At 43.8% G+C, this 14,760-nt stretch carries 8 protein-coding genes and 3 tRNA genes; 6 read left to right on the top strand and 5 right to left on the bottom strand.

The genetic code is table 11. The features are described 5' to 3' along the window. Positions 1-66 precede the first annotated feature (66 nt). Positions 67-1,050 (bottom strand): 6-phosphofructokinase, encoded by a 984-nt coding sequence (pfkA, locus tag DD657_RS14675; RefSeq protein WP_021988222.1) that lies wholly within the window; start codon positions 1,048-1,050, stop codon positions 67-69. 398 nt (positions 1,051-1,448) lie between these two features. Here pfkA and map point away from each other — a divergent pair, with 398 nt between their 5' ends. The 4 genes from map (at position 1,449) to DD657_RS14655 (ending at position 7,703) form a co-directional block, all read left to right on the top strand. Continuing rightward, positions 1,449-2,303, top strand: coding sequence for a type I methionyl aminopeptidase (gene map / locus DD657_RS14670; RefSeq protein WP_068690634.1), 855 nt, complete (start codon positions 1,449-1,451; stop codon positions 2,301-2,303). Positions 2,304-2,414: 111 nt separating this feature from the next. Next, positions 2,415-3,251, top strand: coding sequence for an OmpA family protein (locus DD657_RS14665; protein ID WP_021988220.1), 837 nt, complete (start codon positions 2,415-2,417; stop codon positions 3,249-3,251). A gap of 337 nt (positions 3,252-3,588) precedes the next feature. After that, on the top strand, positions 3,589-6,738 hold the full coding sequence (locus DD657_RS14660) for an ATP-binding protein (protein ID WP_287050635.1): 3,150 nt from the start codon (positions 3,589-3,591) through the stop codon (positions 6,736-6,738). 338 nt (positions 6,739-7,076) lie between these two features. Further along, positions 7,077-7,703 (top strand): hypothetical protein, encoded by a 627-nt coding sequence (locus DD657_RS14655; RefSeq protein ID WP_287050633.1) that lies wholly within the window; start codon positions 7,077-7,079, stop codon positions 7,701-7,703. A gap of 521 nt (positions 7,704-8,224) precedes the next feature. On the opposite strand, the gene DD657_RS14650 is transcribed toward DD657_RS14655, so the two are convergent. The 4 genes from DD657_RS14650 to DD657_RS14635 all read right to left on the bottom strand — a co-directional run bounded on the left by DD657_RS14650 (position 8,225) and on the right by DD657_RS14635 (position 10,208). Continuing rightward, positions 8,225-8,308, bottom strand: a tRNA-Leu gene (locus DD657_RS14650). Between the two features lie 17 nt (positions 8,309-8,325). Continuing rightward, positions 8,326-8,409, bottom strand: a tRNA-Leu gene (locus DD657_RS14645). 98 nt (positions 8,410-8,507) lie between these two features. Further along, positions 8,508-9,722, bottom strand: coding sequence for a site-specific integrase (locus tag DD657_RS14640; RefSeq protein ID WP_068690638.1), 1,215 nt, complete (start codon positions 9,720-9,722; stop codon positions 8,508-8,510). Positions 9,723-10,137: 415 nt separating this feature from the next. Then, a tRNA-Gln gene (locus DD657_RS14635) sits at positions 10,138-10,208 on the bottom strand. Positions 10,209-10,401: 193 nt separating this feature from the next. Here DD657_RS14635 and DD657_RS14630 point away from each other — a divergent pair. Both DD657_RS14630 and prfB read left to right on the top strand, forming a co-directional pair. Continuing rightward, positions 10,402-13,542 carry a glycosyltransferase family 117 protein gene (locus tag DD657_RS14630; RefSeq protein ID WP_021988214.1) on the top strand — a complete coding sequence of 1,047 codons (3,141 nt, stop codon included), beginning with the start codon at positions 10,402-10,404 and terminating at the stop codon, positions 13,540-13,542. An 86-nt stretch (positions 13,543-13,628) separates the two neighbouring features. Then, positions 13,629-14,742 (top strand): peptide chain release factor 2 gene (gene prfB, locus DD657_RS14625; RefSeq protein WP_148453293.1). Its coding sequence is split into 2 segments (ribosomal slippage): positions 13,629-13,691 and positions 13,693-14,742, totalling 1,113 coding nucleotides; the frame shifts between segments, so codons are not numbered across the junction. Positions 14,743-14,760 lie beyond the last annotated feature (18 nt).

Below are 14,760 nucleotides of genomic sequence, written 5' to 3'. Positions count from 1 at the left end.
TCCCATTTCCACGTTACTCATTGCAATTTTCGGTCTCATACAAATAATCCGGAAGAAATTTTTTTATCATCTGGCTGATAACAACGTGAGCAATTCAAGCAGTCTCGGATTTAATCCTTTACTATTTTTAATCGCTTTATTAAAAGGTACATGTACAATTTTACCGTTTGTAATACCGATCATGATACTTTTCTGATCATCCAGCAAAGCATCTACAGCAGCTACCCCCAGGCGGCAGGCAGCTTCCCGGTCATAAGCCGTAGGACTTCCCCCCCTTTGTATATGTCCCAAAACCGATACCCGGATATCAAACTCCGGATGCTCCCGACTCACCTTCTCTGCTATTTTATAAGCACCACCCCCTTCATCCCCTTCGGCTACAATCACAATCCCACTGGAGTGATTCGGATCGTACTCTTCATTCACATATTGCTGCAATTCCTCAATATCATTTTTCAATTCTGGAACCAATATCACCTCTGCTCCGCTCGCAATTCCCGAGCGCAAAGCTATAAAACCGGCATCCCGCCCCATTACTTCCACAAAAAACAGACGATTATGGGCACTGGCCGTATCTCTGATTTTATCAATCGCACAAATCGCCGTATTTACAGCCGTATCATAACCTATGGTATAATCTGTTCCGAAAAGATCATTATCAATCGTACCCGGTATACCAACAACCGGAATATCATATTCCTGCACTAACAAACCGGCACCGGTAAACGATCCGTCCCCACCAATCACGACCAGGCCGTCGATTTCAAAGGCTGCCAATTGTCCTACAGCCTTCATCCGCCCCGCCGGAGTGCGAAATTCCGCACTTCGTGCCGTTTTTAAAATCGTTCCTCCACGCTGAATAATATTACTTACATCCGAAGATTTTAAACGACGGATTTGTCCGTCAATCAGTCCCTGATAACCGCCGGAAATACCAAATACCTGACATCCATTATAAATACCGGCACGGACGACAGCCCGGATGGCAGCATTCATTCCCGGAGCATCTCCCCCGGACGTCAACACGCCTATTTTTTTCATCCCATTCATAATCGGCCAATTTTAATCGCTTCCCTTCATAACGTAAATTTTCGGTTAAAAGTTATCCGTTCCTCAACACCCCTAAATTTTCCCCCAGACAACATGCAAATATACATATTTTTCAAAACAATATCACAAAAAACAGGGGCAATCCGACAAAAACATACAATATTTCACACAACACCCCCATTTTCACCAATCTATTTATCGATTATATATAATATATATACAATTCACCCCCCATTTTTATCTCATCACAAACAGAAAAGTATAAATTTTCATTTAGTGGACAGGTCATATTAAATTTTCGTATCTTTGGACCAAAATGAACCATACTTGTTCCAAGTAAATCACAATGCTCAATTTGCATTGACTATCAATCATTCAGAGAGTATCTATAACAACAAATGGAAGTCATACAACACAACCATCCCTGGAACGGATATTACGATCCGGACATATTGAATGAAAAGCTACGCCAATATCGTCGCCTCGGCCACATCGTCCCTCCCCGGAAAATCATAAAAAATGCAGACCAGATAGAAGGAATCCGGCGCAGTTCAGTCATCAACACCGCAGTGCTCGATCATATTGCAACTCATATACACTGCGGAATGACGACCCAGGAAATAGATAAACTGGTCTACGACTTTACAATAGCCCACAATGCTGTCCCTGCTCCGTTAAACTACGAAGGTTTTCCCAAAAGCGTATGCACCTCCATCAACGACGAAGTATGCCACGGCATACCTTCAGACGACATCATCTTAAAAGACGGAGATATCATTAACGTAGACGTTTCTACCATATTGGACGGTTATTTTTCGGATGCTTCCCGCATGTTTATGATCGGTAATGTCACCGCTGAAAGAAAACACCTGGTGCAAGTCACAAAAGAATGCCTGGAGTTAGGCGTTAAAGCCGCACGTCCCTGGGGATTTCTGGGAGATATCGGACAAGCGATACAGGAACATGCCGAAGCCAACGGTTATTCTGTAGTCCGTGACTTCTGCGGACATGGAGTAGGTCTGGAATTTCACGAAAAACCCGAAGTTGAGCATGTCGGACGTAAAGGAACAGGCATGCTGCTTGTTCCCGGTATGATATTTACGATCGAGCCCATGATTAACATGGGGACATACGAAATATTTATCGATGCGGACAACGACTGGACTGTCCTTACGGAAGACGGACTACCTTCCGCTCAATGGGAAAATACGGTTTTAATTACGGACAACGGATGTGAAATACTGACACATTGAAATAATTCCGGAATCATTTTCTGAAAATCAGCAATTTCTTTTCCGGTCCCGAATTATTTTTTATGTTTGTATATGAATATCCAATCCTCGTACAAACCAACAATAGTAAAGATGAAAAATACAATACTCCCGGTTATCGTATTTCTGCTTATATGCAACTCATGCGTATCCAAGAAAAAATACCTGGTTGCTGAAAACGGCCGTTTGGCAGCCATCGAACGAAGCGAAAATTTCCGGCAGAAATTAACCGACTGTACGAATGAAAATACCCGCCAATCACACCGGATCGACAGCCTGCTTGACGATACGACAGAACTGGGAGGAACGGTCAGAGCTTACAAAAAGTTGTTATATTCCAACAAATCCGAACAAGCCAAATTAAACACCATGCTCCAGGAAAAAATAGAGGAATTGAATGCCCGCCAGGCTACAATTCAAGAGCTGGAAGCCATGATCGAAACACAAAACCAAAAAGTTCAGAATTTATTGAACAGCGTTCAGGATGCTTTGATGGGATTCGGCAATGAAGAACTCACCGTCAGACAGAAAGACGGGAAAGTATATGTTGCCATGTCGGACAAGCTTTTATTTGAATCCGGCAGTGCAAAGGTGGATAAACGCGGAAAAGAAGCTCTGGCAAAGCTTGCCGAGGTATTAAACAAGCAAACGGACATCGATGTGTTTATCGAAGGACACACCGACACCAAACCCATCAACACCGTCCAGTTCAAGGACAACTGGGACCTTAGCGTGATCCGTGCCACCTCTGTCGTACGCATACTGACAAAAGACTACAAAGTGAATCCGCTACAAATCCAGCCGACCGGCCGCGGCCAGTATATGCCCGTAGCCGACAACGCCACAGCCGAAGGCCGCAGCCTCAACCGCCGCACAGAAATCATCATGGCTCCCAAACTGGACAAACTGATGCAACTGCTGCAAAAATAAAAGTTTCGAATTTATCATTCCCGGATATTATCCACCCAGGTATTATTCAGATCGCTTTCCTTTCTGAATATACCTTTTGTATACTATTCCTTTCCCCTTTACCGATAAGCTTTTAAATAAAATGTGAAAACACGTGGGTTTTCACCGTGGGAATATATTAATGAATTTCAAGTAGTTCATTCAGTTTATTATGTAGTATTTTGACAGGTTATTGTTATTCCGAAGTTCAAAATATGTAGTTTGGACGATGATATTAAAAATATAAAAATTAAATTTAAGTAATTGATAATCACGCTTGCAATTAAATTCTAATTTTGCACTAATTATTTATTCGAATATGAAATTGAATTCTTCCCGCGGAATTTCCACCCTGCATCAGTGGAGTCTGCTTTTATTTACCGCTCTTGCATTCGTGCTGCCGGCACAAGGTCAGGGCAACAAGCCTCTCAATATAAAAAGCGACTATCTTCTGGTGATAAATGCCTACACCTCTGATGCACCGTGGAGCAACGCACTTATCGAACCGGTCCAGAAATGGGTTTCGGCCGAACAGGGTGTCGCCCTCTTCGTCGAACATCTCAATATGCTGATGATAAGCGATACCGTGCAATTCGACAAGGTAAAGCGGGCTATTCTGAACAAATATTCAGACAAAGCTCCGAAAGCCGTAATGCTGTTGGGCAACCCTTCCCTGCTGCTAAAAGACGACATCCGGGCACTTTGGGGCGACCCGCCTGTGATCCTGTGTGCGGAAGAAGATTATTTCGGCCCGGACTCGGTCTATATCGAAAAACTTCCGATTCCGGAAGGGGAGCGCGTGCCGCTCTCGACGTTGGCGGATCGATACAATATGACGGTTTTGCAAACCAAAATGTTCCCGAAGGACGATATCGAATTGTTGAAACGGATGGTTCCAGGCGTGAAAAAGGTGCTGCTGATTGGCGACGGCCGCTATATCAACCAGCAACTCAATTACGATATGGAGCGCCTGATGGCTAAGGAGTATCCGGACCTCGAATATCGTTTCCTCTCAGCGGCAGATATGTCTTTGGAGGAATTGATCGCCTGCCTGGAAACAGTAGATATAAACTCTACCGGCGTGCTGTTCTCTTCCTGGTTCAGCAAGTCGGACATCGCCGGGAACACCGTTCTCAATGCGAATTCATACCGGGTGATCTCCAATCTTTCCGTCCCGGTCTTTGCCATGAAACGTGCTGTCTTGGAAAACAGCAGCATGGTCGGAGGCTGCTTCCTCGATAAAACGCCATTTTTCACCCATTTACAGCAAACTATCGAGTCGGTCTTGGCAAACACTCCCGCGCGGGACATTCCATTTTATATTCCGCCCAAAGCGGTTCCTACTTTCAGCTATCCTTCGCTGCTGTTGAAAGGCTTTTCCATAGACCAATGCCCGCCGGCCAGCCAATTCATAGACCGGCCTACATTCTACCAACGGAACAGAGCCTTGATTATCTCCGGTGGAGTTTTAATGGCGGCTTTGTTGTTTTTTCTTTATATGCACCACCGCGTTCGCTCGTTGAAAAAACTGAACGAGGCGCAGCGGCAGCAGGTGGAAGCCAACCGGGAACTGGCTAACCTTTTCGATAATATGCCGATCGCTTATATGAAAGCGAAACTCCTGCACGACCCATCGGGAGAGATCGCCGATCTGGAGATATGCCGGACGAACGGACGTTTTATTACTAATTTCGCCCGGGGCATCGAATCGGACCGCTACCTGGGAAGCGAACTTTTCGACGGGGATTTAAGTGTCACCTTACAACTTGCAAAATTGGCGGATGCTGAGAAGAGAGCAATTACCTATACGCAATACTTTTCCGAGTCGGATTCCTACCAGAACATCGTGGTAACGCCGGCCACAAAGGACGGTTATGTGGATGCCTATTACGTCAACGCGACAGAGCTGCACAAAGCTCAGCAAAAGCTCAACGATACGAACCATAAACTGGCCATGGCACTTGATGTCGCTAACATTGTGCCGTGGAACTGGAACCTGCGCGAGCACAAGATCCTCTGCGACGTAAACCGGCCCGTAGAGCTGAGCGACATGGTAAATCAAGTCGACGAGGAAAAATTGTCGGTACCGGACACGCAGTATTTCTCCAAGATACATAAGAAAGATCAACAGCGGGTGATGCAGGCTTACAGCGACCTGATTGAGGGGCGCTCGGAGAAAGTGAGCGAAGAGTACCGGGTCATATCGCGCGATAAGACCGGATATAAGATAGATTGGGTGGAAGCAAAGGCCACCGTGGAAGAACGCGACGCAGACGGAAAACCGCTTACCCTGGTCGGTTCATCACTGGTCATTACACAGCGCAAGAAGATAGAGCAGGACCTGATCGATGCACGTGACAAAGCCGAAGAGTCAAACCGGCTCAAATCGGCCTTCCTGGCCAATATGAGCCATGAGATCCGCACACCGCTGAACGCTATCGTCGGTTTCTCCCACCTGCTCAATTCGACCGATGAGCCCGAAGACCGGGACGAGTTCGTCCGGATCATCGAAAATAATAACGAATTGCTGCTTCAACTGATCGGCGATATACTCGACCTGTCGAAGATCGAAGCCGGCACGCTGGAATTCGTCGAAGCCCCCGTAGACATAAACGCACTCATCGAAGAGACAGTCCGATCGCTGCAATTACGGGCGGAGGCGAAGGGTATTACGCTCCGGTTCGAAGAGAGACTGCCCGAATGCAATATCCTGACGGACCATAACAGACTGAGCCAACTGCTGACTAACCTGATCACCAATTCCATCAAGTTTACCAAAACGGGAGGTATCGCGGTCGGCTATGCGCTGCAAAAGGACGGAATGCTTCGTTTCCACGTTACCGATACCGGGTGCGGCATCGCCCCGGATAAACAGTCCGAAATTTTCATGCGGTTCGTCAAGCTGGACAGTTTCGCGCAAGGAACGGGGCTGGGTCTGCCCATTTGTAAGACCATCGTGACCCGGATGGGCGGCGAGATCGGAGTAGAATCCGAACCGGGCAAAGGTTCTACTTTCTGGTTTACGGTCCGCAATGTCCCGGCCGAACTGAATAAGAAAAACGTTCAGGAATACACACTTCAGGCCGTGACGAAAGATCAGGTCACAATCCTGATCGCCGAAGACAATATGAGTAATTTTAAATTATTCGAGACGATTCTCAAAAAGGATTACCGTATCCTCCATGCTTGGAACGGGCAGGAAGCGGTTGAATTATTCAAGGCCCACAATCCGCACATCCTATTGATGGATGTGAATATGCCCGTCATGGACGGATACGAAGCTACGGCCGAGATCCGTAAGATTTCGGCCGATGTGCCCATTCTGGCCATTACAGCTTATGCCTATGCTTCGGATGAACAGCGTATCCTCAGCCACGGGTTCGATGGATATGCCGCAAAGCCGATCAACCCCAATGTGTTACGGTCGAAAATCATCGACCTGCTCAGTGCGAGGGTAATGTTGTTATAAATACAAATAAATATTTATACCTAAGCAAAATTGACATACTCCCATGGTTATTTGTAACCGTGAATTTCAGCGTTTTGCTTTCCGTCATCCCGAATTCGTCCGTTATGGTGAAAGTAAGGCTGCATTTCCCTTCACGCTTATCACGAGTTGTGATAAGTGTGAAGGGAAATCAGGTTCTAAATATTGCAACTATTTGAATCTCAACAAAAAGTATCATCCATAATACCTTGTAAATAACACTTTTATTATATTTGCAAATGGAGCAATGAATATAGTGTCGCTCACACGTTCAAATATATCACCTGCGCACTTTGTCAATGATATTTTAAAAGATGATAATGAGACAGTTAAATAAAAAAATAACAGTCGATTTCGCTGATATATTACGTTATCCAACAAATAAAATAATGAAAAATATGGAACTAACACTGAATTTAAATTCACGTTTGCAACCTATGCACAGACATGATTTGGAAGATGCACTTCAAGGAATTTTTGAAAAGGAGAAACTGGGAGAAGTGACGGGTGGAGGAACCCTCCAAAATCCCAAAGATGGAGAAATTGTGTCCTGTGACATAGAGATTCACCTAAATGATGATAACCCAAACAACATAAACCGTTTGGTGGAGCTCGTTAATAGAATAGGTATCCCTAAAGGATCGGCATTATTATGTATGGAACCAGAAATTAAGATAGAAGTCGGAACTTTGGAAGGATTGGCTTATTATTCCAATGGAACGGAGTTGCCTAATGAGGTTTATGAGAATTGTAATATCAACTACGTCATTGAACAGATGGAAGCAGCAATGGAAGACACAGGTTGTTTCTATAGTTATTGGGAAAGTAATGAATGGACAGCCTTGTATTTTTACGGGACTTCATTTGTTGAAATGAAACAAAAAATAGAACCATTTATTACTTCTTATCCTCTATGTCAAAAAAGTCGAATTGAGCAAATTGCATAGTTGGATAACAAACACCTCTGCCGCCTAACGACTGCAAACTGCAAACCATTAGCACCCCCGAAAGACAAAAAATACAATGAATAGCCTTTTAACGCTATACATCTTTTTGCTGTTGTGCGGAACGGTTTCCGCACAACAAATAGCAGAATGGAGCAATTGGCAGATTATAACGGATAACGCCGAAATTTGCACGGTTACCAAATCGTTACCTCTATTTCTCAAATAATTCGCTAAAAGTTTATTTCTCAATCGGTTAAATCAAATCGATAGAAATCTAAAATGGATATTCCTCTTTATATTCGGATTTACTTAAAATAATCCTCAAGCATAAAACTTCTTAAAAGAAGTACTCGTCTCTATGATACCCGTAATAGTGATAAACCAAATAAAATTATTACAACACCTAACGAAATGGTAAATAAAATTAAACCTGGAATGTTTGATAAAGAACAACAAGAATTAAGAAAACACCAAAGCCGCAGGAAACCTGCGGCTTTACTAGCTTTTTCAGCTCGGATTCGTGCCCGAAACAAGAGTTGAACTTGCACGGCCTAACGGCCACTACCCCCTCAAAGTAGCGTGTCTACCAATTCCACCATCCGGGCTTTTCAAAATTTCAATGTGCCCAAAACAGGACTCGAACCTGCACATCCGTAAGGACACTAGTCCCTGAAACTAGCGCGTCTACCAATTTCGCCATTTGGGCTTTTTCTTTAGCGATGCAAAGATACAAACAATTCCGTTACCTCCAAATTTGCAGAGGATGAAATTACAAAAAAATTCATCCTCTGCTTTCGGCCCCACTCATATATCCGTAACCATTTCATTGGCAGCATCCAGTACATTATTCTCGAAACTATCCAAATAGATTTGAGTCGTTTTTTCAGAATCATGCCCGAGTCCTTCACTAATGACGGATATCGGTATCCCGGAACGTTTCGCAATCGAAGCCCATGAATGCCGGGCGACATAAGTTGTAAGCGGAACGCGCGAGCCCAATATCGAACCGACGGTTTTCAACCGGCGATTGATCTTCCGATAACTGTTTTTATACTGACTGAATTCATTTTTGCCCGGGAAAAGGATGATCGGAAAGATAAAAGCTTTCCGGTCGGTCAGATTATTGTATTTCCGTATAATCTCCATTGCCCGGTCCGTTAATTTTATATTCAGCTTCTGTCCCGTTTTCTGGCGCGAATAATAAATACGGTCGCCGACAATATTAGCTACCCTCAGGAATGCAATATCCTTAAATGACATGCCCCGCATATAAAAACTAAAAAGAAAGATATCCCGGGCCATTTCCAAATGAGGCATAGAAGACAAATCCAGATTTTTTATCTGGGCAATCTCATCCTTATATATTGCACGCTTTACTGTTTTCTCTTTCCGGATCGTAATCTTTTTAAAAGGATAATGATCTTCAGATACGATCCCATCTTTAATCGCCCGGTTAAAAACCGAACGAATGGTTCGGAGATAAAACGAAATAGTATTGATTTTACATCCCCGTTCCTGCAAATGGGCCTCGAAATTCCGTAAAAAACTGTAATTGACCTCTTCAAATGTCAGATTCTCTTTCCCGCAGAATCGCCGTAAAATACCCAGTGTTCCTTTATATACATTTGAATTTCCATTTTTTCCAACCCGTTCCAAAGAGGTGATAATCTCCCGGATATAGTCAAAGACAGGAACCCTTGACGTTTTATGATAATAAGCCTCAAAAATATCCTCAACAGAATAATTGATACCGGAAGCCTCACAATCCAAGATAATCTTTTTAAGCTTCATGATTTCACATTCTATACTGTAATTTATCCTTTGCCATTCCCTTCTTTGTTCCGGTGTGCCAAATTTTTCGTTAATCATAGATCTTTTCAGATCCCATTGCTCAAACATGATACGCTGAGGCAATTGGATAACACGTCTTCCCTTGTTGTGAAGAATTTTAATTACAATAGGACAGACTCCTTCACGAGTCATTTTTTGCTTGTCAATCATTACTTTTAATGTAGCCATAAGTGTATGTTTAAATAATAGTTCATGATCCTATAAGTATACGATTATCGGCACAATTGTTCTACAATTTGTACTGTAAAGCTAAAATCGATAAACATTTTTTACAATAAAATGCCAACAGGTCAAAAAATGAAAATTAAAAAGGTAGTATCAGACAATCTGCATGAATTGCATCAAAAGGACCTGACAAATGTTGGTACGGGGAATCGACGTATTTGATAATGACAAAAGCGACATCACCAACAAAGCATTAATCAGCATGCCTATATATGTTATCCACGCAAAATAACAATACCCCTCTTCGGTTATATAGTCAATACATCTACGCTTGCCCGAGAATGCCGCCACATTTCAGGTTTACTCACAAAAAAACCCTTCGAAACTTTTTATTTTCAAAGGGTTTGTCTTTTTTCTGTTGTCCCACCAGGACTCGAACCTGGACTGACAGAACCAAAATCTGCTGTGCTGCCATTACACAATGGGACAATCATTTCCTTCTAAGACGGTGCAAATGTAAAACTTTTTCTATTTCCTGCCAAAAAAAGTGCAGAATTTAAATCAAAATAATTATTTTCGTGCTTTGTAATTTTGGAATGATATGGATTTACAGGCACTTCCTGCCTGCTGAATTTTAATATTTTTTTATCACAAAAAACAAGGAAAAATCAATTAATAGCCAATGTATAAGATTCAAAATCATCCGAATTTAAATTTCCAACTGATTAACAATCTGGTCGGTTGGGTAACATTCATTATTGCCAGTCTCACCTATATTTTTACGGTCGAGCCGACAGCCAGTCTGTGGGATTGTGGCGAATTCATCACCACATCTGTGGGATTGCAAGTAGGGCATCCTCCCGGAGCCCCGTTATTTATGATTATATCCCGCCTCTTTGCTATCTTCGCTCCCAGCCCTGAAAAGCAAGCGGCAATGATCAATTACATGTCAGCCCTTGCTTCCGGCTTTACGATACTGTTTTTATTCTGGAGTATCAGCCACCTGGCCCGTAAGCTGATTATTAAAACACAGGAATGCACCTTAGGTCAGGTGATTGCCGTCATGGGAGCCTCTCTGATCGGAGCATTGACCTATACTTTTACGGATACATTCTGGTTTTCCGCTGTGGAAGGAGAAGTATACGCCCTGTCTTCCCTGTTTACCGCACTGGTGTTCTGGGCGATCCTGAAATGGGAAAATGTAGCATTCGAACCTTACGCCAATCGCTGGCTCGTGCTGATTGCTTATTTAATCGGACTTTCCATCGGTGTACACCTATTGAACTTATTGGCCATTCCAGCCATCGTATTTGTATATTATTTTAAAAAATACACACCGACCAGGTCGGGGGTTATCAAAACAGGACTGATCTCTTTGGTCATCCTTGGGTTTACCAATTTCATATTCATCCCGGGTGTCGTAAAAATCGCCGGGTGGTTCGAACTGATGTTCGTCAACGGTATGGGGTTGCCCTTCAACACCGGCGTAATCATTTATGCCCTCCTGTTGATTATCGGTCTGACCTACGGAATCCGTTACACCTTGAATAAAAACAAAACGATCCTGAATACCATTTTTACTTGCTTTGTGGTTATGCTGATCGGATATTCTTCCTATTCCATGGTCGTTATCCGTTCTATCAGCGATCCTCCTATCGATGAAAACAGCCCGGATAATGTATTCGCCCTGTTATCCTACCTGAACCGGGATCAATACGGTGAAAATCCGTTATTTTACGGTCAATATTACAATGCTCCCCTACTCAAAATCGAAGAAGGGGCACCCAGATATTACCAAAATAAAAAAACAGGTAAATACGATGTCATCGGACATTCCCAGAAATTTGAATACGACAGCCGTTTCTGTACGTTCTTCCCCCGTATGCACAGCAGCCAGCGTCCTTATTTTGCACAGGAATACGAAGCCTGGGGAGGTAAGCCCAACGGTCCTGTATACAGGGTCAACGGAGAAGACGTACAAAGCCCCAGCTTTATGAACAATCTGCGGTATTTCTTCAACTATCAGTTGGGGCACATGTACTGGCGGTATTTTATGTGGAATTTCTCCGGAAGACAAAACGATATACAAGGTTACGGTGACATCCGTTACGGAAACTGGATCACGGGTATTAAATTCCTGGATCAGCTTCGTTTGGGAAATCAATCTGAAATTCCCGACACCCTGAAAAATGAAAAAGCACTCAATAAATATTACATGCTTCCTTTCTTATTGGGATTATTGGGCATGTTCTACCAATACCGTAAAGGCCGGGAAGGGAAACAGGACTTTTGGGTAGTCATGTTGCTCTTCATCATGACAGGTATCGCTATCATCATCTTCCTGAATCAGACACCGCGGGAACCACGGGAACGGGATTACGCTTATGCCGGTTCGTTTTATGCCTATTCTATATGGATCGGTCTGGGCGTACTATCGTTATGGGAATTTTTACGCAAGCGCATGAAATCGGCTCCGGCAGCCGTAATAGTAACAGGAATCTGTCTGGTAGCCGTTCCGGTCAACATGGTTGCTCAAAACTGGGATGATCATAACCGTAGCGGACGGTACGCAACAATTGCCAATGCCAAAAACTACCTCAACTCCTGTGCTCCGAATGCCATTCTCTTTACCTATGGAGACAATGATACATTCCCGTTATGGTATGCCCAGGAAGTAGAAGGGGTAAGAAGAGATATACGCATCGTTAATCTCAGCCTGCTTAACGGAGGCTGGTATATTGACCAAATCAACCGAAAAGCTTATGAGAGCGACAGAGTTCCGATTTCCCTCACCCACGATCAATATCACGACGGAGTACGGGAGTGGACTGTCGTTCAGGAGCAAATCAAATCTGCCAACCTGAAGGATGTCATGGCATTTGTTGCCAGCGATAACCCCAATACCAAGGTCAGGACTTACTCCGGCGAATCCCTGGATTACATCCCGACCCGCAATGTCTATATTCCGGTGGATTCGGCCAAAGTCATTGCAAACGGAACCGTACGTCCGGAAGACGCCGATAAAATCGTAAAACAGGTAACGATACCTTTAAAAGGCAATATGATCAGCAAATCCAGCCTGATGGTACTTGATATTCTGGCTACCAACAATTGGGAACGTCCTGTTTATTTCGGTATCGGTATGGGCCCGGACAGCTATATGGGATTCGAAAATTATTTCCAACTGGAAGGAGCCGCTTACCGCGTCGTTCCGATTTATACCAAAGCAACGGATTACTATGAGTACGGACAGATCGATTCGGATATACTCTATGATAACCTCATGAACAAATTCGAATGGGGCAATATCAAAGACCCGAAAGTAAACATCGATTATTTCCACGATAATAACATCGGGGTGATGAAATACCGGACCACCTTCTTACGCCTTGCAGAAAAACTACAGGAAGAGGGTAAGCACGAAAAAGCCATCGCCGTACTGGATAAAAGTCTGGAAGAACTTCCATTGTCACAGATTCCGCCGGACAACAGCCTGATCAATTATATCCCGCTTTATTACACCTTAGGACAAACAGACAAGGCAAATCACCTGTTGAATGAGTTGGCAACGATCAACTACCAAACCTTGAGGTATATCAATTCCCTTTCACCGGAAGATGCCCATAGCGGGGATATACCACAGGACGAACGGATCAGTCTGAATGTTCTCCAGATTCTGATCAATTTTGCCAGCCGGGCAGGTCAGTCCGATGTGGCTAAAGAATGGGCCAATCAGGTAGAAAGCCTTTATAATCCGACTGCTATTCATCCTTACCAACCGGAATTGCAGAAGGAAATAAAGGATACCAATCGTCCGTCTTAACTTATTGAATTCTATCGTTGTCCCGAAAGTTCCGTTAACGGACCGTTTTGGGACAACTTTATTTTAAAACTAAAAATATTAATGACATGATTACAGTAGATCATATAAAAGAGCTAAAAGAGCGTGGTGACGCTTTGAGGAGGTATCTTTGACGTCGATCACAAAAAGATCGAATTAGAAGAAACGGAATTGCGCACTCAGGCTCCTGAATTCTGGAGCAATCCGAAAGAGGCAGAAGTCGTTATGCGGAAAGTCCGCGAATTAAAAAAATGGATTTCGGGATGTGAAGATATTCACCGGGCTGTCGGAGACCTGGAAGTACTTTTCGATTTCGCCAAAGAAGGCGAAGCCACGGAAGAAGAAGTCGAAAAGCAATACCGGCATGCATTGCAACTGATCGAGGACCTGGAACTGAAAAACATGTTGCGCGAGGAAGCAGATTCCATGAGTTGCGTATTGAAAATCAATTCGGGAGCCGGAGGTACGGAAAGCCAGGATTGGGCTTCCATGCTTATGCGGATGTATATCCGTTGGGCAGAAGACAACGGTTATAAATTAGCCATCAGTAACCTTCAGGACGGCGATGAAGCCGGTATTAAAACAGTGACAATGGAAATCGAAGGAGACTCGGCATACGGTTATTTAAAAGGTGAAAACGGCGTACACCGTCTGGTGCGGGTGTCTCCGTTCAATGCCCAGGGCAAACGAATGACCTCTTTCGCCTCTGTATTCGTTACCCCTTTGGTAGACGATTCAATCGACATTGTTATCAGCCAGGCTGCTATCAGTTGGGACACCTTCCGCTCCGGAGGTGCCGGAGGCCAGAATGTCAACAAAGTTGAATCAGGTGTACGTTTGCGCTATCAATACAAAGACCCGTATACCGGAGAAGAGGAAGAAATTCTGATTGAGAATACCGAAACCCGCGACCAACCGAAAAATAAAGAAAATGCACTGCGCCAATTGCGCTCCATTCTTTACGACAAAGAATTACAACATCGTATGGCTGAAAAAGAAAAAGTAGAAGCCAATAAGAAAAAAATCGAATGGGGATCGCAAATCCGCAGTTATGTTTTCGATGACCGAAGGGTAAAAGATCACCGGACAAACTACCAGACATCCAATGTGCAAGCGGTTATGGACGGCGATATCAATGATTTCATCAAAGCCTACCTCATGGAATTCGGCGGGGAAGGATAAAAAAATGGAGAATTAAAA

Origin of the sequence: Culturomica sp. (assembly GCF_003524185.1) — a bacterium.
Taxonomy (GTDB): domain Bacteria; phylum Bacteroidota; class Bacteroidia; order Bacteroidales; family Marinifilaceae; genus Culturomica; species Culturomica massiliensis.
This window is presented reverse-complemented; position numbering and strand designations above follow the sequence as displayed.

Coding starts and splice junctions, on each gene's coding strand:
- DD657_RS14655 (WP_287050633.1), top strand. CDS start 7,077: ATGAGACAGTTAAATAAAAAAATAACAGTCGATTTCGCTGATATATTA.
- DD657_RS14640 (WP_068690638.1), bottom strand. CDS start 9,722: ATGGCTACATTAAAAGTAATGATTGACAAGCAAAAAATGACTCGTGAA.
- DD657_RS14660 (WP_287050635.1), top strand. CDS start 3,589: ATGAAATTGAATTCTTCCCGCGGAATTTCCACCCTGCATCAGTGGAGT.
- DD657_RS14630 (WP_021988214.1), top strand. CDS start 10,402: ATGTATAAGATTCAAAATCATCCGAATTTAAATTTCCAACTGATTAAC.
- map (WP_068690634.1), top strand. CDS start 1,449: ATGGAAGTCATACAACACAACCATCCCTGGAACGGATATTACGATCCG.
- DD657_RS14665 (WP_021988220.1), top strand. CDS start 2,415: ATGAAAAATACAATACTCCCGGTTATCGTATTTCTGCTTATATGCAAC.
- pfkA (WP_021988222.1), bottom strand. CDS start 1,050: ATGAATGGGATGAAAAAAATAGGCGTGTTGACGTCCGGGGGAGATGCT.